Annotated in this window: 22 protein-coding genes, 1 tRNA gene and 1 other annotated feature; of the genes, 11 read left to right on the top strand and 12 right to left on the bottom strand. The window is 29.9% G+C overall.

The annotated features are described in order from the left end of the window. Nucleotides 1-14 precede the first annotated feature (14 nt). Nucleotides 15-821, bottom strand: coding sequence for a DUF2225 domain-containing protein (locus I6U51_RS15005; RefSeq protein ID WP_246517381.1), 807 nt, complete (start codon nucleotides 819-821; stop codon nucleotides 15-17). A 243-nt stretch (nucleotides 822-1,064) separates the two neighbouring features. On the opposite strand from I6U51_RS15005, the gene yjbM reads away from it, so the two are divergent. Next, a complete protein-coding gene (yjbM, locus tag I6U51_RS15000) occupies nucleotides 1,065-1,853 on the top strand; it encodes a GTP diphosphokinase (protein ID WP_211143408.1) in 789 nt (262 codons plus the stop codon). A 21-nt stretch (nucleotides 1,854-1,874) separates the two neighbouring features. Here the strand turns inward: yjbM and leuS are convergent, their stop codons facing one another. From leuS to I6U51_RS14970, 6 genes are all read right to left on the bottom strand, one after another. After that, nucleotides 1,875-4,313, bottom strand: coding sequence for a leucine--tRNA ligase (gene leuS, locus I6U51_RS14995; protein ID WP_211143407.1), 2,439 nt, complete (start codon nucleotides 4,311-4,313; stop codon nucleotides 1,875-1,877). Nucleotides 4,314-4,447: 134 nt separating this feature from the next. Next, nucleotides 4,448-4,658 (bottom strand) — a binding site (T-box leader). A 106-nt stretch (nucleotides 4,659-4,764) separates the two neighbouring features. Next, nucleotides 4,765-4,839 (bottom strand) — tRNA-Gln (locus I6U51_RS14990). 116 nt (nucleotides 4,840-4,955) lie between these two features. Next, nucleotides 4,956-5,471, bottom strand: a complete 516-nt coding sequence (locus I6U51_RS14985; protein WP_246517375.1) for a hypothetical protein — start codon at nucleotides 5,469-5,471, stop codon at nucleotides 4,956-4,958. 17 nt (nucleotides 5,472-5,488) lie between these two features. Beyond that, a complete protein-coding gene (locus I6U51_RS14980; RefSeq protein ID WP_211143405.1) occupies nucleotides 5,489-6,097 on the bottom strand; it encodes a J domain-containing protein in 609 nt (202 codons plus the stop codon). Continuing rightward, nucleotides 6,081-6,959: a DUF5685 family protein gene (locus tag I6U51_RS14975; RefSeq protein WP_211143404.1), complete on the bottom strand. Its 879-nt coding sequence runs from the start codon at nucleotides 6,957-6,959 to the stop codon at nucleotides 6,081-6,083. The genes I6U51_RS14980 and I6U51_RS14975 overlap by 17 nt, the downstream gene beginning before the upstream one ends. A 33-nt stretch (nucleotides 6,960-6,992) precedes the next feature. Continuing rightward, complete coding sequence (locus I6U51_RS14970; RefSeq protein ID WP_211143403.1) at nucleotides 6,993-7,553, bottom strand: class IV adenylate cyclase; 561 nt, start codon at nucleotides 7,551-7,553, stop codon at nucleotides 6,993-6,995. A gap of 483 nt (nucleotides 7,554-8,036) precedes the next feature. Here I6U51_RS14970 and I6U51_RS14965 point away from each other — a divergent pair, with 483 nt between their 5' ends. Both I6U51_RS14965 and I6U51_RS14960 read left to right on the top strand, forming a co-directional pair. Beyond that, nucleotides 8,037-8,774: a LytR/AlgR family response regulator transcription factor gene (locus I6U51_RS14965; protein ID WP_211143402.1), complete on the top strand. Its 738-nt coding sequence runs from the start codon at nucleotides 8,037-8,039 to the stop codon at nucleotides 8,772-8,774. A gap of 49 nt (nucleotides 8,775-8,823) precedes the next feature. After that, a complete protein-coding gene (locus I6U51_RS14960) occupies nucleotides 8,824-10,080 on the top strand; it encodes a sensor histidine kinase (protein WP_211143401.1) in 1,257 nt (418 codons plus the stop codon). Here the strand turns inward: I6U51_RS14960 and I6U51_RS14955 are convergent. Next, nucleotides 10,072-10,212, bottom strand: a complete 141-nt coding sequence (locus I6U51_RS14955; RefSeq protein WP_211143400.1) for a cyclic lactone autoinducer peptide — start codon at nucleotides 10,210-10,212, stop codon at nucleotides 10,072-10,074. The two genes, I6U51_RS14960 and I6U51_RS14955, sit on opposite strands and share 9 nt — an antisense overlap. After that, complete coding sequence (locus I6U51_RS14950) at nucleotides 10,209-10,781, bottom strand: accessory gene regulator ArgB-like protein (RefSeq protein ID WP_211143399.1); 573 nt, start codon at nucleotides 10,779-10,781, stop codon at nucleotides 10,209-10,211. Before I6U51_RS14950 ends, I6U51_RS14955 begins: the two co-directional genes overlap by 4 nt. A 556-nt stretch (nucleotides 10,782-11,337) precedes the next feature. On the opposite strand from I6U51_RS14950, the gene I6U51_RS14945 reads away from it, so the two are divergent. The 5 genes from I6U51_RS14945 to I6U51_RS14925 all read left to right on the top strand — a co-directional run bounded on the left by I6U51_RS14945 (nucleotide 11,338) and on the right by I6U51_RS14925 (nucleotide 16,176). After that, nucleotides 11,338-11,685, top strand: coding sequence for a hypothetical protein (locus I6U51_RS14945; RefSeq protein WP_211143398.1), 348 nt, complete (start codon nucleotides 11,338-11,340; stop codon nucleotides 11,683-11,685). 264 nt (nucleotides 11,686-11,949) lie between these two features. Next, on the top strand, nucleotides 11,950-13,044 hold the full coding sequence (locus I6U51_RS14940; protein WP_211143397.1) for an ABC transporter permease: 1,095 nt from the start codon (nucleotides 11,950-11,952) through the stop codon (nucleotides 13,042-13,044). Nucleotides 13,045-13,108: 64 nt separating this feature from the next. Next, complete coding sequence (locus tag I6U51_RS14935; RefSeq protein WP_211143396.1) at nucleotides 13,109-14,293, top strand: ABC transporter permease family protein; 1,185 nt, start codon at nucleotides 13,109-13,111, stop codon at nucleotides 14,291-14,293. A gap of 3 nt (nucleotides 14,294-14,296) precedes the next feature. Continuing rightward, the gene (locus I6U51_RS14930) at nucleotides 14,297-14,971 is read left to right on the top strand and encodes an ABC transporter ATP-binding protein (protein WP_211143395.1); all 675 of its coding nucleotides are present in this window, start codon (nucleotides 14,297-14,299) and stop codon (nucleotides 14,969-14,971) included. Nucleotides 14,972-15,138: 167 nt separating this feature from the next. After that, a complete protein-coding gene (locus tag I6U51_RS14925) occupies nucleotides 15,139-16,176 on the top strand; it encodes a nucleoid-associated protein (protein ID WP_211143394.1) in 1,038 nt (345 codons plus the stop codon). Nucleotides 16,177-16,205: 29 nt separating this feature from the next. Here I6U51_RS14925 and fba read toward each other — a convergent pair whose 3' ends face one another. The 3 genes from fba to I6U51_RS14910 form a co-directional block, all read right to left on the bottom strand. Continuing rightward, nucleotides 16,206-17,138: a class II fructose-1,6-bisphosphate aldolase gene (gene fba / locus I6U51_RS14920; RefSeq protein ID WP_211143393.1), complete on the bottom strand. Its 933-nt coding sequence runs from the start codon at nucleotides 17,136-17,138 to the stop codon at nucleotides 16,206-16,208. Between the two features lie 188 nt (nucleotides 17,139-17,326). Continuing rightward, entirely contained in the window at nucleotides 17,327-17,707 is a 381-nt protein-coding gene (locus I6U51_RS14915) for a DUF4363 family protein (RefSeq protein ID WP_211143392.1), read from the bottom strand. Nucleotides 17,708-17,722: 15 nt separating this feature from the next. Continuing rightward, complete coding sequence (locus I6U51_RS14910; RefSeq protein WP_211143391.1) at nucleotides 17,723-18,409, bottom strand: DUF421 domain-containing protein; 687 nt, start codon at nucleotides 18,407-18,409, stop codon at nucleotides 17,723-17,725. A 142-nt stretch (nucleotides 18,410-18,551) separates the two neighbouring features. Between I6U51_RS14910 and I6U51_RS14905 the strand changes: the two genes are divergently transcribed. The 3 genes from I6U51_RS14905 to sdaAA all read left to right on the top strand — a co-directional run. After that, nucleotides 18,552-20,207 (top strand): nucleoside kinase, encoded by a 1,656-nt coding sequence (locus I6U51_RS14905; RefSeq protein WP_211143390.1) that lies wholly within the window; start codon nucleotides 18,552-18,554, stop codon nucleotides 20,205-20,207. A gap of 545 nt (nucleotides 20,208-20,752) precedes the next feature. Then, nucleotides 20,753-21,436 (top strand): L-serine ammonia-lyase, iron-sulfur-dependent subunit beta, encoded by a 684-nt coding sequence (gene sdaAB / locus I6U51_RS14900; protein ID WP_211143389.1) that lies wholly within the window; start codon nucleotides 20,753-20,755, stop codon nucleotides 21,434-21,436. Between the two features lie 3 nt (nucleotides 21,437-21,439). Beyond that, nucleotides 21,440-22,051 (top strand): L-serine ammonia-lyase, iron-sulfur-dependent, subunit alpha (gene sdaAA, locus I6U51_RS14895; RefSeq protein WP_211143388.1); only part of this gene is annotated, 612 nt, incomplete at its 3' end.

Here is a 22,051-nt window from a genome sequence, read left to right as displayed (position 1 = left end):
TTAATGGGCCTTCTTTATTTGAAAAATTTAGAGAAAAATCCCTTTTTATCTTTCTTATTCTCATCGTCGAAAGAAATTCCTTCTGTCAAATCTTCGTTACTCGCAGATTCTTTTTTTAGGCTTTCTTCTATTAAGTCTTTCTGGTCTCGAGTTTTATCTTTAAGCCTTTGAGGAGCACCAGGCGCAGTTATAATTTTACTAAACCAAACTAAAGCTTCCTCAGGTTTTTGAGCTCTTCTATTAAGTTCACCAATTAAATACATAATGGTGAACTTGTTCATTTCATATATAGGAAAATCTTCATTGTAATAAGCATCACTAAACCCATCTAGGGCTTGTTTTAAAAACGTCATCTCATTATCAGCATCTTCCTTGAGACGATACATCCATGCAAGCTTTAAGCAGTTCATAGCCTTTTTGCTTGACTTTGCTTCCGTTACAACATAGTTTAAAAGAGCAAGTTTATATCTTTCTATAGCTATATCTATATCATATACGTCAGGGTAGTTCTTTCCCCGCCATCTAGAAGTGATTTTTTCTTTTACTGAATTTATTTGGAAACTTCTAATTTTATGAAAATCATTTTTCATAGCAGAATACCCACAGCTATTGCACACCCATACATCATAGAAATAGGGATTTATAACACCATATCTAATAAAGCTGTCGGAATCTTTTTTCAAAATTCTGGATGCTGAAGTTTTAACAGCACGAACTTTAAAATTAACCTCACATACTGGGCAAGTAACTTGCATATCATACAGTAGTGATCTTTGCTTGTATTCCTCACTTTGTCCTATTTTTTCTTCGTCCTGCTTCATCTTATCATCTTCTTTTTTATACAAATTTACATTATCAATATCTTCGAATCCTAAATTTTCTAAACCAGAAAATATATCCTTTGACATTAAAACATCACCTTCAATATTAATAGTTTCTTGAATAATCCTATTATATCAAAAATTATAATAAAATTATATTATTTATTTATAAATAATATACTATAATAAAAGTGTAGTATAATATAAATGACAGCATATACTAATATGTAGGGGTGAATGGTTATGGCAATAGGAGAATGGAAAACATTTCTGATACCGTATGAACAAGCAGTTGAAGAATTGAAAATAAAATTTAGAAGCATAAGAAAAGAATATAGAAGAAAAAATGAATATTCACCTATTGAGTTTGTTACAGGCAGGGTGAAGGAAATATCTAGTATATTAGAAAAGGCTAATAAGTTTAATATACCTCTAGATAGAATTGGTTATGAAATGGAGGATATTGCAGGATTAAGGATCATGTGCCAGTTTGTTGATGATGTTGAGAAAGTTGTTGAGATAGTTAGAGGAAGAAAAGATATGAAGATTCTCTATGAGAAGGACTATGTCACTAATGTTAAGGGCAGCGGATATAGAAGTTATCATATGGTTATCAAGTATCCAGTAAATATGGCAGATGGTGAAAAGGAGATATTAGCGGAATTCCAAATAAGAACCTTAGCAATGAACTTTTGGGCTACTATAGAGCATTCGCTAAATTATAAATATAAGCATGAAATACCTGATAATATAAAGTTGAAATTAAAATCCGCAGCGGATGCAGCCTTTCAATTAGATCAGCAGATGCTTGAGATTAAGGATGAAATTAAGGATGCTCAAAAATTATTTGAAGTGAAATCCAGCTTAGTATCAGACATAATGAATAATATATTGACTTTATCCTCGATGGGAAAACTTGCGGAATCTACAAGACTTCAAATACAGCTGAATAAGCTCATTGAAGAGGGTGAGGTAAATGAACTTGCTAGTCTTTTAAAATCCACAGAAAAGATATTAGAGATGTATAGATAAGGGGCCATAGGGCCCCAAATTTTATTTTACAACAATATTTACAAGCCTACCTTTAACAACTATAACTTTTTTAACTTCTTTTCCTTCTATAGAAGCTTTTACATCGTCGTTATCAAGTGCAGCTTCTTTTATTTGATCTTCAGTTAATCCTGTAGCTATATTTACTTTAGCCTTTATTTTTCCATTAACCTGAATTGCTATTTCAACCTCATCTTTTATTAAAGCCTTAGAGTCAAATGTAGGCCACTTTTCATTAAATACTGAGTAAGACATTCCAGAAAGTTCCCATTGTTCCTCTGCAAAGTGAGGCGCAAATGGTGCTATAAGTTTTATAAAGTCAAGTATAGTCTCTTTTAAGAAAGAAGAATTTTTAATATCTTCTCCAGCATATTTTGAAAGAGCATTTGTAAATTCCATTAATCTTGCTATAGAAGTGTTAAATTGGAACTTAGCAGTGTCCTCACTTACAGCCTTAATTGCATGATGCCTCATATAATTAAGCTCTTTCTCTGCTTTATCTAAAGTAGCTTTATTATTTTTAGGATTATTTATTTCTTCTCTGCAAGAATCTAAGATTCTCTCTATTCTGTCTACAAATCTTCCAATGGATTTAACACCATCATCACTCCATGCTCCACCTTCAGTGTAGTCAAATCCAAACATTAGATACATTCTAAATACATCAGATCCAAATTCCTTTATATAATCGTCAGGAGATATAGTATTTCCTTTAGATTTACTCATCTTTAGACCATCAGGACCAAGAATTAATCCTTGATGTCTCAATGATAAGAATGGCTCATCAAAGTTCAAATAACCCATATCTCTTAAAGCTTTAGTAAAGAATCTTGCATACAAAAGATGCATGCATGCATGTTCCGGTCCGCCGACATACATATCTACTGGAAGCATCTTATTTATTGTCTCACTATCAAAAGCTTTATCACTATTTTTGTTATCAGGATATCTTAAGTAATACCATGATGAACATACAAAGGTATCTAAAGTATCCATATCCCTCTTAGCAGGTGCACCACATACAGGGCAAGTTGTGTTTATAAAATCTTCAGATTTTGATAATGGAGATTTTCCATCTGGTGAAAATTCCACATCGTATGGAAGCATTACAGGAAGATCCTTTTCAGGAACAGGAACGGTTCCACACTTATCGCAATGAATTATTGGAATAGGAGCTCCCCAGTATCTCTGTCTTGAAACTAACCAATCTCTTAATCTATAGTTTACTTTTCCTTTTCCAAGTGTCATAGTTTCAAGCTTTTTGACAACAGCAGCCTTAGCTTCGTCGCCAGAAAGTCCGTCAAACTCATCACTGTTCATCATCTTTCCATACTCAACATAAGGAAGAGAATCTCCGCCCTCAATTACTCTTTCTATTGGAAGATTGTATTTTGTTGCAAATGCAAAGTCTCTTTCATCATGAGCAGGAACGGCCATAACACAACCAGTACCATAAGTGTTTAATACGTAATCACCTACCCAGATAGGCACTTTTCTTCCGTTTATAGGATTTATAGCATATGCTCCAGTAAATACACCAGTCTTTTCTCTAGTTATTGACTGTCTTTCTATATCAGATTGCTTTTTAGCTTCTTCTTTATATTCATCTACTAAGGTTTTAAACTCATCTGTAGTAATTTTGTCTACAATTTCATTTTCAGGTGCTATAACTACATAAGTAACTCCAAATAGGGTATCAACTCTTGTAGTAAATACATTGAATTCTAAATCAGAGTCTGCAACTTTAAAAGTTACTTCAGAACCAATAGATTTGCCAATCCAATGTTTTTGCATAGCTTTTGTTTTTTCTGGCCAATCTAAATCATCTAATTTTTCAAGTAGTTGTTCTGCATAGTCTGTAATCTTAAAGAACCATTGAGTTAGATCTTTTTTAGTAACTTCAGTGCTGCATCTTTCACAAGCACCATCTAGAACCTGTTCATTTGCAAGAACTGTATTACAGCTAGGGCACCAGTTAACAGGTGCATTTTTTCTATAGGCTAAGCCATTTTCAAATAACTTTACAAATATCCATTGAGTCCATTTGTAATACTCTGGGCTACAAGTAACTACCTCATTTTCCCAGTTAAACATTGTACCCATGGCCTTAAGCTGTTGTTCCATAGTTTCAATATTTTTTTCTGTTGAATCCTTAGGGTGAATTCCTGTCTTAATAGCAAAGTTTTCTGCAGGAAGACCAAAAGCATCGAATCCCATTGGTTGGAATACATTATACCCCTGCATTCTTTTCATTCTTGCCCAAGAGTCAACTGGTCCATAGTTAAACCAATGGCCTGCATGAAGCTTACTTCCTGATGGATAAGGGAACATTTCAAGCACATATAGCTTGTTATCTAAATTATTCTCATCAAATTTGTAAAGATTAGAATCTTCCCATTTTTTTTGCCACTTTTCATCAATCTTAGTATTGTAAAAGCTCATATTATCGCTCCTTTACTTTGTTTTATTATATAGTTGTTATTATTGCAAAAACTACATTAAATAATCAATTGCAGGTATTCTGCAATAATATTACAATAGTCTTAGCTAATAAAAAAAGCCTTTTCATCTCTCTATAAAGAGACGAAAAGGCTGTATTCCGCGGTACCACTCTTATTAAACTAAAGGCATTCTTTAGTTTCACTCAATAAAATAACGGTTTTATCCGTATCTGCTTTTCTGCAGATAAGCTCCAAGGCGAGTTCATAGATTATCAACACTGTTTTTCACCTGCCAACAGCTCTCTTAAGAGGATAAAATATTACTATTCCTTTTCAAAGCGTATTATTAACTTTATTGTAAATTTTATAATATCAATAATTCTTTGTCAAGGGTTATATTAAAGGTAAGATAATAAAAGACTCTATAAAAGCTATAGAGTCTTTGAATTCAATGGCTGCCCATGAAGGATTCGAACCTCCGAATACCTGAGTCAGAGTCAGGTGCCTTACCGCTTGGCGAATGGGCAATATTGTAACCGAACAATATAAAATCTACACCAATTATTATACCATAATAGCATTTTAGTTCAACACTCTTAGTTAAAGAAGAGTTTTTGTTTTAAAATAGATATAACCTTATTAATTAGATTTTTTTATGAAGATATCTATTTGTATAGCTTATAAATAGAGATAACGCATAATCATATATCAAAAATACTATTTCAGAACCGGCTATGAGTATATATAAAGGCATATTTACACTAATGATGCCTGGGAAAAAAGCTTTATAAGCATAAAATATTATAAGTACAACAACATTAAAGAAAGCTAATTTCAATATAAACTCAATGTATATTTTTCTTATTCTTTCAATATAATATTTTATTATTCCATATAATCCGAAAAATATTATATAGGATATAACTGTAATTTTTGAGCCAGAAACAAACAAACAAATTACAGATGTAGCAAAGTAAACTATTAGCGTATTTTTTATATTAGTGGTAACAACGGATAAAGGAATAATGCTTGATGCTATACCTAGTAAATAAAGCTTATTTACAGGTACTATACTGCTTAGGTATACAAAAATAACACCCAGTGCAGTAAATAGGCCGCCTTTAGATAAGTTTGAAGTTTTGTTAGTTCCTCTATCCAATATTAACACCTCCATTTTTAGCAACAGCCAATGAAGTCTCCGCCACCACATTCACAACAGCAATCCAAGCAATACAAAGTAGCACAAATATTACACAAATCAGGATCTCTTCTTCTATTGTTATAGTAGGGCTCCCTATAAGATTGATTCATATTATTTAGCCTATTGAAGGCATCTCTATATTTTCCATTGTGTGGATCTATGTTACACGCTACACTTAAATTATTGTAAGCTTCATTATACCAGCCTTTTTTTAGATTAAGCAGCCCCATAAGATAATTCCACTCGGCATCTCTAGTTGTAATTCTACTTAGATTTTCTTCTGCATATCTGAGATTGCCATTTTGTATAGCCATCTCAATAGAGCGATACATATCAGAGCTATTTTGATTATTATATGTATTATTTCCATAGCTAGAAGTAGAATAGGAATCATTAGAAGAATTTTTCATTAGATAATCATAAGCTTCATTAAGTTCTTTCATTTTATCTTCAGCCAATTCTCTTAATGGGTTGTTACCATATTGATCTGGATGATATTTTTTAGCCAATTCTCTATAGGCTCTTTTTATCTCATCTTTTGAAGCATTTTTACTTACTTCAAGTACTTCATACGGATTTCTCATTATCGCAAACACTCCTTTTAAATACTTTATCCATTTTTTCCAAAAGGCCATATTGTAGAATATTATATAATAGCTCTTTATTTTTTTTCAAAGGCAACTTACTTAAAAAGTATGCACATTGTGAAGCGCAAGTACCTAGTATAAAGTCTATTCTGTTTTCTACTTTCTTTGAAAACTCTTCAAAAGAAAGGTTATCTTCATTGAAACAAGAATTTATGACATTAAATTTATTGTTTAACATATCTTTTTCTAAATCATCCCAAGCATCAATTATATATATCCATTTTCCAAGGTTGTAGCCAAGCCAATATAAGGAATCTTTATTTTCACCATTTTTATAGGAAGATATAATAAAACCAGTAAGCTCAGCAAAGGGATGTGAGATGCTATCAATTGATTTACCTTTAGGATTTTTTTCTATGCTATATAGTGTATTTAAAGTATTTTCTATATATATAAGGTGTCGTTTTAAGTTAACAGGAATCTTTTTTAAATATCTTTTAAAGAATAAAGAAAAAAGTCTACTTTTAACAGAGTTATCATCATTTACATTATCTAAAAGCTTATAATAGCTTAAAATTACATTGCAAAATGCAGCATAGCTTAAATAATCATTATCTTTGAGAATAATTTTTTTCTTAAGTGGATGTATAGCACATCTTTGTTTTGTATAAGTTGATTTGCTGTTGTCTAGCGAATCTAGTAGTATAGCAAGGAAAGTCATATCGTAATTAAGAGCTGCTCTAGGAATGTTTCCTATATTTGTTTTAATAGATTTGCACAAACCGCAATAGTAAGACTTAAATTTTTCATAGTCTTTAATTTTCAGCTCCATTTTACAGGGGGTAACGTAACCAAACATATAAATTCTCCATTTCTAATAAAGAAGCATTAGCTAAAGTCCAGGCTCACAATTAGTTGAATAATTGACTTCTTTTAATATCTCAAATATGGTTTTAGAGGTAGTATCATTCATAGTATATCCTAGTAAGTTAACTATCTCTTCAAGTTCAGTATCGTCACTAGTTTCAAATTCTATGTAAGGAAAAGGGCAAAAGGATTTTTCGTTTATATCAATTTCAATTAATGTATTTTTGTATTTATAGCTTTCTCTATACTTTTTTACAGATTGTACAAGACTTAAGCCTAATGATTTAAATATGTTTTCTCCAGCTTTAGAATCTAGTATTTCTGTTTCATTTTCTTCCATAACTTTATATTTATCTTGACTCAGCAATTTTTTTGTAGTCATATAATAGTGATTTTGACTATTAATTAAATCCTCTACTATTCTTATTCTAGCATATCCCTTATTGTTTAATAATTTTTTATCTTCAAAATCATATATGTTGTTAATCTGATTTTCTTGTTTCACTTTAATCGCATTTATTTGCATAAGCTTAGCTCTTATTTGATCTACATTGATGTTAATTATTCTTGTTTCAAATTCTTTCAAGGTAACACCTCTTTTGTTTGTAATATATCATTAATTTGAATTATATCATAAGTCATTTGGTATATGTATAAATTTCTCAGTGGAAATTATTATAGGGTTCAAACTAGAAAATTGACTTACACCCCGGGCTAAGTTTCCAAACTTCAGTCCGTTAAAAGCTTTTAGTCAGTCTAAAGCTTGTGTTTTAGACGACCTAAGAACCTTCGAGAAACTCGCTACGCTCAGACAACTCGAAGGTACTAAGGTTGTCTTAAAACTCTTCACTAAGACTGACACAAAGTTTTTAAATCTACCTTCAGCTTTGGAAACATATCCCTTTGTGTAAGTCGATTTTCTAGTTTGCTTCCTTATGATTCAGCTATAATTTTACAAAAAAACAATATAAAGTAAGTGTAATCTTTTCTTTCTTGTAGAACCTTTGTTGAATTTTAAGGAATATTAAGGTAATATACATATATTGTGGTATAATAGGGAGGATTTCTTTTGGTTAATATATTAATAGTTGAGGATGATAGCAAGCAGAGAGAAAATATTGTAAAGATGATACAGGGAATAGGTGAAAATTTAAATGTATACGAAGCAGAATCTAAAGAGCAGGCTATAAAAACTTTACAGGAAACTTATATAAATTTCTTTTATATTGATATTTCATTAAAAAACTCTTCCGGTTTAGAGTTAGCTTTTGAAATTAGAAAAATCGAGAAGTATAAGTTTAATTGGATAATTTTTGTAACTACTCATATTCAATATATGCTTCATGCCTTTAAAGAAATTCATTGTTATGATTATATAATAAAGCCTTATGACAAAGACGAAGTAATAAAAATGACTAAAGAGCTTATTGAAGGAAGTCACATACATAGGGAACAAGAAAAAAAAGACAAGCATGTAATTTTTGATTTGAAAAATGGTATTAACATTAAGTTAAATGTGGATGAAATTATTTTTATTGAGGTAAATTTTAGAATAATGACTGTGCATACTAAAAATGCCAGTTATGAAGTGAAAAACCTTTCATTAAATAAAGCCTTAGAAATGATTAATTGTAACAACATAGTTCAAAGTCATAAATCTTTTGTAGTGAATACGAATTATATTAATAAAATTGAGAATATTTCAAGCAAGGTATGGGAGCTTAATTTTAGATATCGTGAAGAAAAAGCTTTTTTAAGTTATAAGTTTAAGGATGTTGTAATGGAAAAGTTTGAACAACATATTTAAAGTTAATATATTCTTTGAATTACGATTAAGTTTTAATGAGGGAAGATATATGGAAATAGTTACGGATTTTATCAATACATTTATTGAATTGAATGCCTTTATGATTTTGTGGTGTAAGTTTAGTTTAAAAACAGAGGATATGTTACTTAAAAATATAGCTATAGCGCTTATTTCTTCAGTTGTAATGTCTACAACGTATCCTATTCATAGTAATTGCACTATAATTTTAAGCTATATTACCACGGTAGGTCTAATCTCATTTTTTTATAAAGAAAAATTTCTAAAATCATTATTAGGATTTTGCATAACATTGATATTAATAATAATTTTACAATTAATTTTAATATATGTACTTGGCTTTTTGATTTCAGCTAAATATGTAGGCTCATGTATTTTTGATATCAGTATACAGTCAATTATACTTTTAATTTCTGTATCAATATATTATTTTGCTCCAAATAAAAAGATATACAACATCGTTGAAATAAATTTTAAAATAGTATTTTATATCATAATAAATTTTATTGGATATATATTAGTTTATAAAATAGTTTGGGAGTATAATAAAAATTTAATTTTAAATAATATAATTATGTTTACTAGCATGCTTATAATAATTTTCACATTAAATTTAATTCTTTGTTATAATATTCTAAAAATAAATGAAGAGAAAAAACTAATAGAGATACATAATAAATATAGCCCTATTATTGAAAATATCATAGAAGAAACTAGGAGAAAACAGCATGATTTTAAAAATCACTTAAATACTATTAATGGAATTGTACAAGTAGCTAAAGAAGAAGAATTGAAGGAGAGTTTGACAACATATATAAAATCTTTAAGTTATTTTACTAAAAATATTGAAGATATAATATATGTTGATAATTTAATACTAAGAGCAATAATTTACAGCAAGTTATGTGAGGCTGAAAAAAAACATATAATTTTTTCGTATTTTGTAAATAATGACTTATTAAAATGGAGAATAAAGGATTACGAATTATCTGATATAGTGACTAATCTCCTAAATAACGCATTTGAAGCGGTAGAAAATAGCTCAGAAAAAACTGTTGTATTAAATATATTTAAAGATGGAAACAAAAATATAATAGAATTGAAAAACAGTGGGAGCTCAATAAATCCAAAAAATATCAAGCATATATTCAATAGAGGGTTTTCAACTAAGAGTGGGAAAAACAGGGGTTACGGATTGTATAATGTAAAAAAGATAGTTGAATCTAGCGATGGCGCAATTCAACTATCTTTTGATGACTCTTATATCTGTTTTAGGATATTACTCTAAGAGGCTTTTAGGTGGTTCTGGTTCACCTATTAATCCATAGCAGGCAGTTGTATTAACTATCATGGCTGAAAATACAATTAAGCATAATCCTATTTTGTTAAAAAATGATTTTGAAGGCTTTTTAAGTTTCATATCGATACTCCTTTCTTTATGGGGATTAATTGAAGTATTTGTAACAAAATTGTTAGAAAACCGCAATTTAGATATCTTGTATCGCTTGTAGTAAATAATAAAATAGTTACCCAAAATGTTATAAAGAAGGTGGAGATTAGTTTTAAATGCCATCTTCTTTTCTTATTTTTAATTGGTCGGTTGCTATTTGGGTAAGGAGTTCTAAAGTAGACTACTATAATACTTAATAAAGATATAGTATTATAAATTAAAATATTTAGCTTAGGTAGCATAGGAGCTATCAGTGAAGTAATTAAGAAAAATAAAGTTGTCCATAACAAACACTTTATTGTAGTATCCGCATGATAGCCACCCGAGAAAATTCTTATAGAAAATAAAATTATCATTGAAAAGAAGAAGTAATTTATTTTTCCAAGTAATAAGAATAGTATTGTTAATACTATTATCTTAAAGGTTTCATTTAAGATAGCCTGAAGAGAATAGTTTATTTTTTCTAAATCATCATTACTTTTAATATCGCTATTATTTTCTATATAAGAGGTTAGTTTGTATGATAGGCTTTTTAACATGTTTAATCCACCTTACTTTGTAGCTTTCTAGTACGAAAAATATCACATAAAAGTAGAAATGTAAATATAAATGACGCAAGAGGGAAAAAAATGAGCATGAAAGGAATTTATACACGAAAATATTCTTTTTATGCTCGAACTTTTCCCTCTTGTGCATTTTGTATTGAATTTACATTTTTGGCGTTTATAATAAAAACTGTAAAGCAGCCTAACTATAAGACATTGGAATATAGAAATAGTTGATATAAAGTATAAAAGAAATTAATTTTTTGGATTTAGGACATAGCTACTCAACTCTCGGAGAACGTCCATTTTCTCTGTTAATCCAATTAAACTTCACAAAAGGATTTAAGTTCTTTCGGAATAATGGAGTATAGTTTCTTCATATATGTCGTAAAAATGAATTTGATTTTTTAAATTGTTCATAAAGGCTACCTCATAATATATATTCGACGTCGAGTGGGGAAAATCCTTTTTGATATAGCTTGTAAAGCCTTGAATACTAATAAGATATGGGGCAAGCGGCTAACTACATTATGCAAAGGAGCAAATAGAAATGAAATTAAAATTTAAAACATTAGCTTTATCCGCTCTTATAATTATGGGAGCAACAACAACAACATTTGCAAGTCGATTGGATATGGGACCAGGTCAAACTGGCACAAATGAGACATTATGTAATTCTGATAGTATTCCTGGATCACACCGAGTTGGGATAAATAGACGAGAAAGTCAATATGGAACTTGTGGTCTTTCCTATGTAGGATTCAATGGTAGGGATTTATTCACCCAAGTAGATGTTGGTGGTAGAACTTTAATTGGAACGGGGACAAATTGGGCTCAAAGTGAGACTATGTGTGTAGGATCACAGGCTGTTGTAAGAGAAACCCACGGATTACATTAAGGTAGCGACAATTCATGAAAATTTAAAATGAAAAAAAGATAAAGTAATCCTTTATCTTTTTTTCATATATTTAGCGAAATATTTGAGTAAAAAGTTTGAAAATAAAAATTTAGAGGTGCAAAAGGCTCGTTTGCACTATACATTTTATATGCTTACAAATAAGGATAGACTTTTGGTGAAAATCATTTAATAGAGAATAAAAAGCTTATCGGTTAAAGTTTGTAAGCTTTTAGAAAGGGCTAATTTAACTTTATGAGGTAGTTTATGAATAAATTAAGAAGTATAATTTCAAAGCTTAGACATACTCAATTCATAATAATATGTATTGTAACAATGTCTATTTTTGTGTCTCTAATAACAAGTTATGTAGAGAAAGAAAGAAAAAGCATATTAGAACTAAATAATTTTAAATCAAAAAATAGTGTTAACTTTTCTATAGGAGAAAACATTGAGAATTTGGAAAGAGTAAATACTATAAATAGTTTAAAAAAGAATAAAGACATAATAATAACTCATTTATATGGAATGCGGTTTGAACCAGGTACCATGGGAGAGGGTATATATTTTAATGGAGAGTATAAAAATGGATACAATTTATTGCAAGGTAGGTTTTTTAATAAAAGTGACTTTGAATCAGATAAAAAGATAGTAGTTATAGGAAAAGGAGTTTTAGATAAAACTCATGTAAAAAGTGGGAAAAGGTATATTTTAAGTGGTACAGATGAATATGAAGTAATAGGAGTAATAGGTAAAAAAAATGTACAAACTCGATATGATATTTTAGTATTATATAATTTAAATTGTGAACTAAACAATAAGGATATTATTAGTGATACTAACTGGACCTTAGATAGTTTAAGTACTGAAGAAAAAAAGTTGCAAGATATGTTATGTGGAATAAATGAGGAGCACAAGGACGTTCGTATTCTGCTTAAATACAAGGAAGGCCAATTCAATCCATTAGAATCCGCTTTAAGAAGTTCTGATTTTTTAATATATAATTCCTTATTAATAATTGGATGTGTATTTTTTTCTCTAGTGAGATCTATATGCTTTTGGTTAGATAACATACGATTAGAAATTGGGATAAGAAAAGCATTTGGAGCTAATGATAGAGATTTGTTATTTGATATGTTGGGAAGGTATATAAGTATTTCTTTAATTTCTATACTAGCAGCTATTGGAATCCAAAAGATACTAATATATTTTAAAATTCTAGGGTGTGAGAATTATTTAATTACTTTTAAAAATATTGGAACAGGTATATTGTTTCAAATTATTATATCTTTATTTTTTATAACAATTTCAATGATTAAGATAAATAAAATTACACCTAATAATATACTGAAAGGAAATTAACATGAAACTTAAATATGCATATAAAGGAATTTCTAAAAATTTCATTTTCACAGTATTAATTATTATGCAATTGGTATTTGCGTTTATTTGCATATATCAAAACTTAGATTTTACAAACAAGGTATCAAAAGATTATGATCAATTTAAAAAGATATTTGGAGAATATAAAGTTTATAAATTAGAATTAGTAAGTTCTCCAAATAAATTTCTAGATAAGCCAACTGAAAGTTTAGAAAAATGCTTTAGTTATTTACAATGCTCTCCGGAATATAGCTTCTGTGGGATTAGTAAATGGGGGTTGTACATAGAAAAATTCAAAGGTGACTTGGAACCTTTTAGAGAAACAAATTATGATATGAATGAAAATCAAAAGGAATTATTTTGTGCTAAAAATTACATTTTAGATAAAAATTCTATTGAAAAGTTTCCTATCAAATTATATGAAGGAAGAGGATTTCAACAAGAAGAATTTCAAGTAAGTTACGGAAATGATAAAGCAATACCTATTTTGGTTGGCTATAACTATAAGAAATATTTTAATATAGGAGACGAGATAACTTATCATAGAGACCAAAATGTATTAGCTAGAGCAAAGATAGTTGGAATAATAAAAGAAAATCAAGTTATTCCAGGAAATTTGATGAGCGCAGAATCAAAGTATCTAAACCTAAATAATTATATCATTACAACAGATTCAGTAAATAAAAGTGAGAAGTCAATGTATTTTCAAAAATTTGTTGGAAACTATATGCTTTTTAACAAGGAGGCTACTAAACAACAAATAGAGGAGTCAACAGAAAATATAAAAAATGTGTTTGAGAAAAATGCGGATATTAAAGTAGGTCTTAGAAATTTAAATGATGATGTAAGTGCTGAAAAAGAAATTTTTAAAGAACAAAATAAAATAGCATTAGGTACTTCTATTATTGTAATAATTTTTGTAAGTATTACAATTGTAATATCTTTACTAAATTCTATTATAAACAGAAAACAAGAATTTATTATTCATGTATTAAATGGGGCAACATTAAAAGATATTTCTATAATAATTTATCTGGAAATATTTATTATGCTAATGGTTTCTTATATTATAAGTATACCTTTCATATTTAAGTTTCAACATTCTCAAAGTAAATTTTTGGTAATTATGAGCTTTTTTATAATGATAATACTAAGTTGTTTAATAGCATTTATTCCGATTTTAAAAATAAGCAATTTAAAAATTTCTGAATTGATTAAAGGAGAATAAAATATGGTTATATTAAATTTAGATAAAGTATGTAAAGTCTATGGAAAAGAAGAGGGAAAAGTTGAAGGCTTAAACAATATAGATTTAGAAATTAAAAAAGGTGAATTTATAGCTATTATTGGTCCCTCTGGTTCTGGGAAAACGACATTACTAAATATATTAGGAACTTTAGACTTCCCGTCTAGTGGACAATATTTAATAAATGGCGAGAGTGTAGAAGAATTTAATAAATGTAATTTGGCTAAAAAAAGAAACAAATATTTTGGATTTATAGTGCAAAATTTTGCATTAATAAAAGAATATACGGTTTATGAAAATATAGAAATACCTTTAAATTATGCAAATATTAAGACAAGAGATAGGAAGGCTAAAATTAAAAATGTTTTAGAAAGACTTGGTTTAAGTGATAAAGTTAATAAAACTCCAAAAGAACTATCAGGAGGGCAATGTCAAAGAGTTGCTATAGCTAGAGCAATAATTAATGATCCAGATATAATATTAGCAGACGAACCCACCGGGGCATTAGACAAGGATACAGCTGAACAGATCTTAGAGCTACTTAGAGAGTTAAATGAAGATGGAAAAACAATTATAATGGTTACACATAATCTTGATATCACAAGATACTGTAACAGAATTATAAAATTAGAATATGGTAAAATAGTGGAAACGATATAATTAATTGTGCAAAAGGCACAAGTTGTATCCAATACCACTTGTGCTTTTTTCTTTTGCAGAAAGGCAATAATTTAGAATAGCCTTCATACAAATAAGGTTGTTTGATAAATAGAATACAGGTTATAATTATATCTAAGGTTTACTATAGATGAAGGAGAGAGTAGAACTTGGAATACATAAAAGAAATATATATAAATGAAGCTATAGTTCATATATTAGATAATAATGCTGATGAGCCTGTTTTAAATGAATATACTCTGCAACTTAATGAAGAAATATATGGTTTTTTACTAAAACACATAGAACGATGTTTAAAAGATGAAGAGTTAAAATATGCAATCTTCAATAAAGAAAGAAATATAGCAAAAGAGCTATCGCAAGAGTACTTAAATGGAGCAAATAGCATTGTTGAAGTATCAAAGGAACTAGCGAGGCAGATGTTTATCCTAATGAAAGCTGATAGCAATATACCTTGCTGCGATTTAGTTATAGTATCTATATCTACAGAATATGGGCCTATGCTAGCAATATTAAAGATGGATTACATAAAAAACTATACTCATTCTATAGACTTCGTAGACAATAAAATAGGTATAAATATCGTACCAGAGTTTACGGGGCTTCCTGTAAGCGCTCAAAAGATACAAAAATGTGCATTTATAAAACCTATAAGAGAAGACCAAGGATTCAATTTAATGGTTATAGATAAGCAAAACAAGAGCAAAGACGATGGTGAATATGGATCAAATTATTTTATAGGAAAATATCTTGGATGTACAGTTATAGACAACGAAAGAGATATTACTAAAACCTTTGTTAAGGCCGCTGAAGAATGGACCAGAACCAGCTTTGAGGAAAATGCGGATACTGCAGAAATGATCAGAAGTTCTATAAAAAGAAAACTAAAAGAAGAAGATAGTATAGATATACAGTCACTGTCAGAGGATATGTTTGGAGATAATGCTGAAATACAGCAGAGCTTTAAGGAATACATATCTTCAAAAGGGGTAGGCGACCAGATAGATATAGATAAACAATGGGTAGAAAAAAAGCTTAAGAGAGTAAGGCTTAAAATAGATAAGGATATTGATGTTTATATAAATGAAGAAGCATATCATGATAATAGTAAGTTTGAAATACAAAGAGTTGGAGATGGAAGCATTAACATTGTTATAAAACATGTTAAAAATTATATTGAAAAGTAAAAAAATGTGGCATAAAAGCCACATTTTTTCTATTGCATAGAGTTAGCTGAACCAAGAACGTTATCTATTTTACCTTCAACAACCTTTTGAACAGCATCTCTTCCTGCTCCACAGTATTTTCTTGGGTCGAATTCCTTTGGATTGTCTCCAAAAGTTTTTCTTACAGCAGCAGTCATAGCTAATCTTAAGTCAGTATCCATGTTTATTTTACATACAGCCATTGATGAAGCTTTTCTTAACATATCTACTGGAATACCTTTAGCACCAGCTATGTTTCCGCCGTACTTGTTACAAGTTTCAATCGCTTCTGGGTCAACAGCAGAAGCTCCATGAAGAACTATTGGGAATCCAGGTAATTTATTTTGAATTTCTTCTAATATATCAAATCTTAATTGTGGTTTGAAATCTAATGGGAACTTAAATGCTCCGTGTGAAGTTCCTATAGCTATAGCTAATGAATCAATACCAGTTCTGTTAACGAAATCTACAGCTTGATCTGGATCAGTGTATATGTGCTCAGCAGCAACAACGTCATCTTCAACTCCAGCTAAAACTCCAAGTTCAGCTTCAACAACTACTCCACGAGCGTGTGCATATTCAACAACTTCTTTTGTTTTCGCTACGTTTTCTTCGTAGTCAAAGTGTGAACCATCGAACATAACTGAAGTAAAGCCAGCATCGATAGCTTCTTTAACTGCTTCAAAACTTGGACCGTGGTCTAAGTGAAGAGCTACGTCAACTCCTGTTTCCTCTATAGCAGCATCAACCATAGCTTTTAAGTATTTTGCACCAGCATACTTTAATGCTCCTGTTGAACATTGAAGAATAACAGCTGAATTTTTAGCCTTTGCTCCTCTGATAACACCTTGAATTATTTCCATATTGTTGATATTAAAAGCTCCTATAGCGTATTTGCCTTCATAAGCTTTTTTAAACATTTCCTTAGTAGTAACTAATGCCATTGTGTATTCCACCTTCCACATTAAAATATTTTAAATTATAAACAGTAATACTGATTATAACAAGACAATCATTTAAATCTGCATAGGGACTTTTTTGAGCCCGCTGGGACAAAAATAATTACAACTATATTATAATTGATTAAGTTTATATTTTCTATAGTTTAATTATAAAATATTTTTAGAGTTTTTTAAAATATATTTTGGTGATTAACTTTCTCCATTTCAACTATATGCTTTAGAAGGAACTTTATTACATGAGCAGAGGCTAAAGATTCATCTTTATTTTTTTCCTTCGTATATTGAGTAAGCTTCCAAAGTTCAATATTAATATTATCTATTTCTGCATGATGTGTAAATACAGAAACTTTTTTCGAATATTTATCCCATTCATTTAAGAACTTTAATGAATTATCATATGCCTTATTCCACTCATCACTTTGTACATTATTCTCTATCTGCATGCTTAAACCCTCTAATTTTATACAAACACTATTTAAATATCTTATTGAAAATAGTGCGCCTAACATTACGACAATAAAAATAGCAAAAGAAATTATAATATTCTTCATTCCACCACACTCCATCTATTTTTCATCATTGTTTTCATAGCATTGATAATAAAACTTACCTTTAGAATCCATAAGTGCTAGGAATACATCTTTTATGGATGAAATTTTATTTTTCTTTAATTGTTCCTTAATCCAGTTTTCATCCTTATTTATTATTTTTAAATTCTCCTTATTTATTCTCCCGTTTAAGATTAAAGTTATAGGAAGAGAGTCTTGAGTAACTGAAAGTTTTAAGTCAGACTTAGTAACATTGGAAAGTTCTGTTTTAGGTATGACAGAAAGCTGTCCGCTAGTTTCTAATATAGCGTATTCAATATCCTCTAAATTATAATAACCTTGAAGTCTCAGTTCCTCCATTAAATCGTTTATATTAAATTTTTCTTTTTTTAGTTCAAGGATATCTATCTTACCTGATTTAACTAAAACACTTGGCTTTCCACTTAGAATAGCCCTCATTTTTTCGCTTTTTAGCTGAATTAATGCTAATATTGTTTGAAGAACTAATAAGGTTACTATGGGAATAACGCCATGCATTATAGGTATTCGAATATCCTGCATAGGAAGTGAGGCAAGCTCAGAAATCATTATAGCTATTGCAAGTTCAAAAGGCTCTAATTGGCCTATTTGTTTTTTACCCATTAAGCGCATTGATAAGATTACTAATAAATATAAAATAACGGTTCTAATCAGTACAATAAACATAAGTCACCTCATAAAAAATTAATATTATATATCCTCTCAATATATTTTTACATTAATAAAAAAAAATATAAGTAAAATTTGAACATTTTTAGTAAATTTGACGTATAATAATAGTACACAAAAAATTTGGGGAGTGTTTAGAGTGAATAAACTAAAACTTAGAATAGGAAATAAAGAACTAGATATAGAAAAAGGCACAACTCTGTATAAGATAGTTAAGGATAATAATCTGGAAGGAAATATTCCAGTAGTACTCGCTAATGTAAATGGAGTTTATTATGAACTTACACATAGATTACAGGAAGAGGGAAACCTGGAAGTCGTTGATATAACAAATAACTTAGGAAGTAGGACTTATGTAAGAACTCTCCAATTTGTACTTATAAAATCTGTTTTAGATTTATTTCCAAGTACTAAAATAACCATAGAGCACTCTTTGGGGAAAGGCTTATTTGGAGAAATCCATAAGGATACATCCTTAAGCGAAGATGATATATTAAAAATCAAGGCTAGAATGACGGAATTAATAAATAAAGATATCCCTATTAAAAAAGTATGTATGAAAAGAGAAGATGCAATAAAAATTTTCTCAGATTATAACATGGATGATAAAGTTCGATTATTAAAGCATGTAAGTAGTGATATTGTTAAATTGTACGAATTGGATGGCAGGTATGATTACTTTTACGGGTCTATGGCGTATTCAACAGGTATATTAAAAATTTTTGATCTTTGCTATAGAGAACCTGGATTTGTACTTAGGTACCCTTTAGAATCAGATCCATCTAAGTTACCTAACTTTATAGAACATAAAAAGCTTAGAAAAATATTTTATGAAACAGAACAATGGGGAAATATACTTGGTGTAGGTGATGTTGGATCCTTAAATGATAAGGTAGAAAGTGGCGAAATTGTAGATATAATCAGAGTAGCAGAGGCATTACATGAGAAAAAGATAGCCTATATAGCTGACATGATAAGTGAGAGAAAAGATACAAAGATAATTCTTATAGCTGGACCATCTTCCTCTGGAAAAACAACTTTTGCGAGGAGACTTGGAATTCAGCTAAGGGTAAATGGGTTAATTCCAATACCAATATCGCTAGATGATTATTTTGTAAATAGAGAACACACACCTAAGGATGAGAATGGAAATTATGATTTTGAATCTATATATGCATTGGACCTAGAACTATTTAACCAAAATTTGGAGTCTATACTAAAAGGTGAGGATGTAGAGATTCCAACTTTTAATTTTAAAACTGGAAGTAGGGAATGGTTAGGACAAAAAATTAAGCTCCCTGAAAACGGAATACTTATAGTTGAAGGAATTCATGGATTAAATGAGATGTTAACATCGGCCATACCAATAGAAAACAAGTTTAAAATATATATTAGTGCTCTTACACAATTAAATGTAGATGATCATAATAGAATAGCTACCACAGATGTTAGAATAATAAGAAGAGCGGTTAGAGACTATCTTTCAAGAGGGTATGGCAGTGAAGATACGTTAAAAATGTGGCCTTCTATAAAAAGAGGGGAAGAGAAAAATATATTTGTATTTCAAGAAAATGCAGATGTTATGTTTAACTCTACCTTAGTATATGAACTCTGTGTACTGAAAAAGCATGCGTTAAAAGAATTAGAAAAGATAAATGAGCAAAGTCCAGTGTATTACGAAGCCTTAAGGCTTAAAAGCTTTCTACACTTTTTTAAAGATGTCGATGTAAGCTTAGTACCAGATAACTCAATATTAAGAGAATTTATAGGGGGAAGCTGCTTCTATAAATACTAAGAAAACAGTAAGGTACTACCTTGGGGTGGTACCTTAATTTTATTTTAAACATTATATAGGGAAAACAACTAGAAAGTTAATTTATACAAAGGGATATGTTTTCGAAGCTGAAGGTAGATTTAAAAACTTTGTGTCAGTCTTAGTGAAGTGTTTTAAGACAACCTTAGAACCTTAGATGTGTTTGAGCATAGCGAGTTTATCGAAGGTTCTTAGGTCGTCTAAAACATAAGCTTTAGACTGACTAAAAGTTTTTAACGGACTGAAGCTTGAAAACATAGCCCGGGGTATAAGTTAACTTTCGGCCTTTGAAGCTCTAAATAATGTAAAAATAAAGAATTAAGCATGATTTTATTCAATATAAAAAAATATGCAAGATTACAAGAAATTATTAAAAGCAATAATTATAATTTTAAACAAAAAACTTTCAAAAAAAAAGTGACAATTTATTTAAATTTATTGTATAATAAAATCGATATTAAGAGTCTTACAATACAATATGTAGTGAATTGTATTAATATAGAAAAAAGGAAGGTTGGTGCACCAATATGAGAGAATACAGCGCATTTGATATTCTCGGCCCTATAATGATAGGACCATCAAGTTCACACACAGCAGGAGCGGCAAGATTAGGCAAAATTGCAAGAACTATAGCAGGTGATGGAATTAGAAAAGTGAAATTTTTCCTTCATGGTTCTTTTGCTACAACTTATAAGGGACATGGTACAGATAAGGCATTAGTTGCAGGAATATTAGGAATGAACCCATGGGATGAAAATTTAAAGAATTCTATGGAATTAGCTAGAGAAAAGGATATAGAAGTGGAATTCATTCCAACTGATCTTGGAGATGTACATCCTAATACAGTTAAAACAGTAATAACTAAGCCTGATGGAAAAATTGTAGAAGTAACTGGTGCTTCAATAGGCGGAGGAAATATAGTTGTTACAGAAGTAGATGGAGATAAAATAGAGTTTACTGGAGCATATCCAACTATACTAATAAATCATATTGATGTACCAGGAATGGTTGCAAAAGTATGTGCAATACTATATGAGTATGGAATAAACATTGCATTTATGAGAGTGTATAGAACAAGTGGTAAGGGATCAGCAGCAGCAATGGTATTTGAGGTAGATGATATTATTTCAGAAGAAATAATAAATGCAATAGGCGAAATACCTAATATACACAAAGCTAGAGCAATAAACCCTGTAAGAGAGGAGGCATAAAAAATGGTTAATCACGGATATGAACTTTTAGAAGTATGTAAAGAAAGAAATATAAGTATATGGGAATATACTTTAGAAGAAGAAGCAAAAGCAACAGGACTTACTACTGAACAAGTTTTTGAAAAGATGAGAAAAAACTTACAAGTAATGCAAGCTGCTGCGGAACGTGGCTTAAACAATAAAATATCATCAGTAAGCGGTTTAATAGGTGGAGATGCTTACAGATTAAATGAATATGCGAAAAATGGGAAAACGTTAACAGGTAGCTTTATGGTTATGGCTATGGCGAGAGCTCTTTCTTCATCAGAAGTAAATGCTGCTATGGGTAAAATAGTGGCGGCTCCTACAGCAGGCTCTTGTGGCATAATGCCAGCAGTAATAATAAGTGCTGGAGAAAAGTTAAATTCAACAGAAGATGAAATGGTAAAAGGATTATTTACAGCTACTGGTGTAGGTATAATAATAGCTAAGAATGCTACTATGGCAGGGGCAGAAGGTGGATGTCAAGCTGAATGTGGTTCAGCAGCAGCTATGGCTTCAGCTGGTGTAGTAGAAATGATGGGTGGAACACCAGAACAGGCTCTAAATGCAGCTGCTATAGTATTTAAAAATATA

The organism is Clostridium aciditolerans, from assembly GCF_016316925.1.
GTDB lineage: Bacteria > Bacillota > Clostridia > Clostridiales > Clostridiaceae > Clostridium_AM > Clostridium_AM aciditolerans.
Note: the sequence above shows the minus strand (reverse complement) of the source record. Positions and strands in the feature narration are given on the sequence as shown.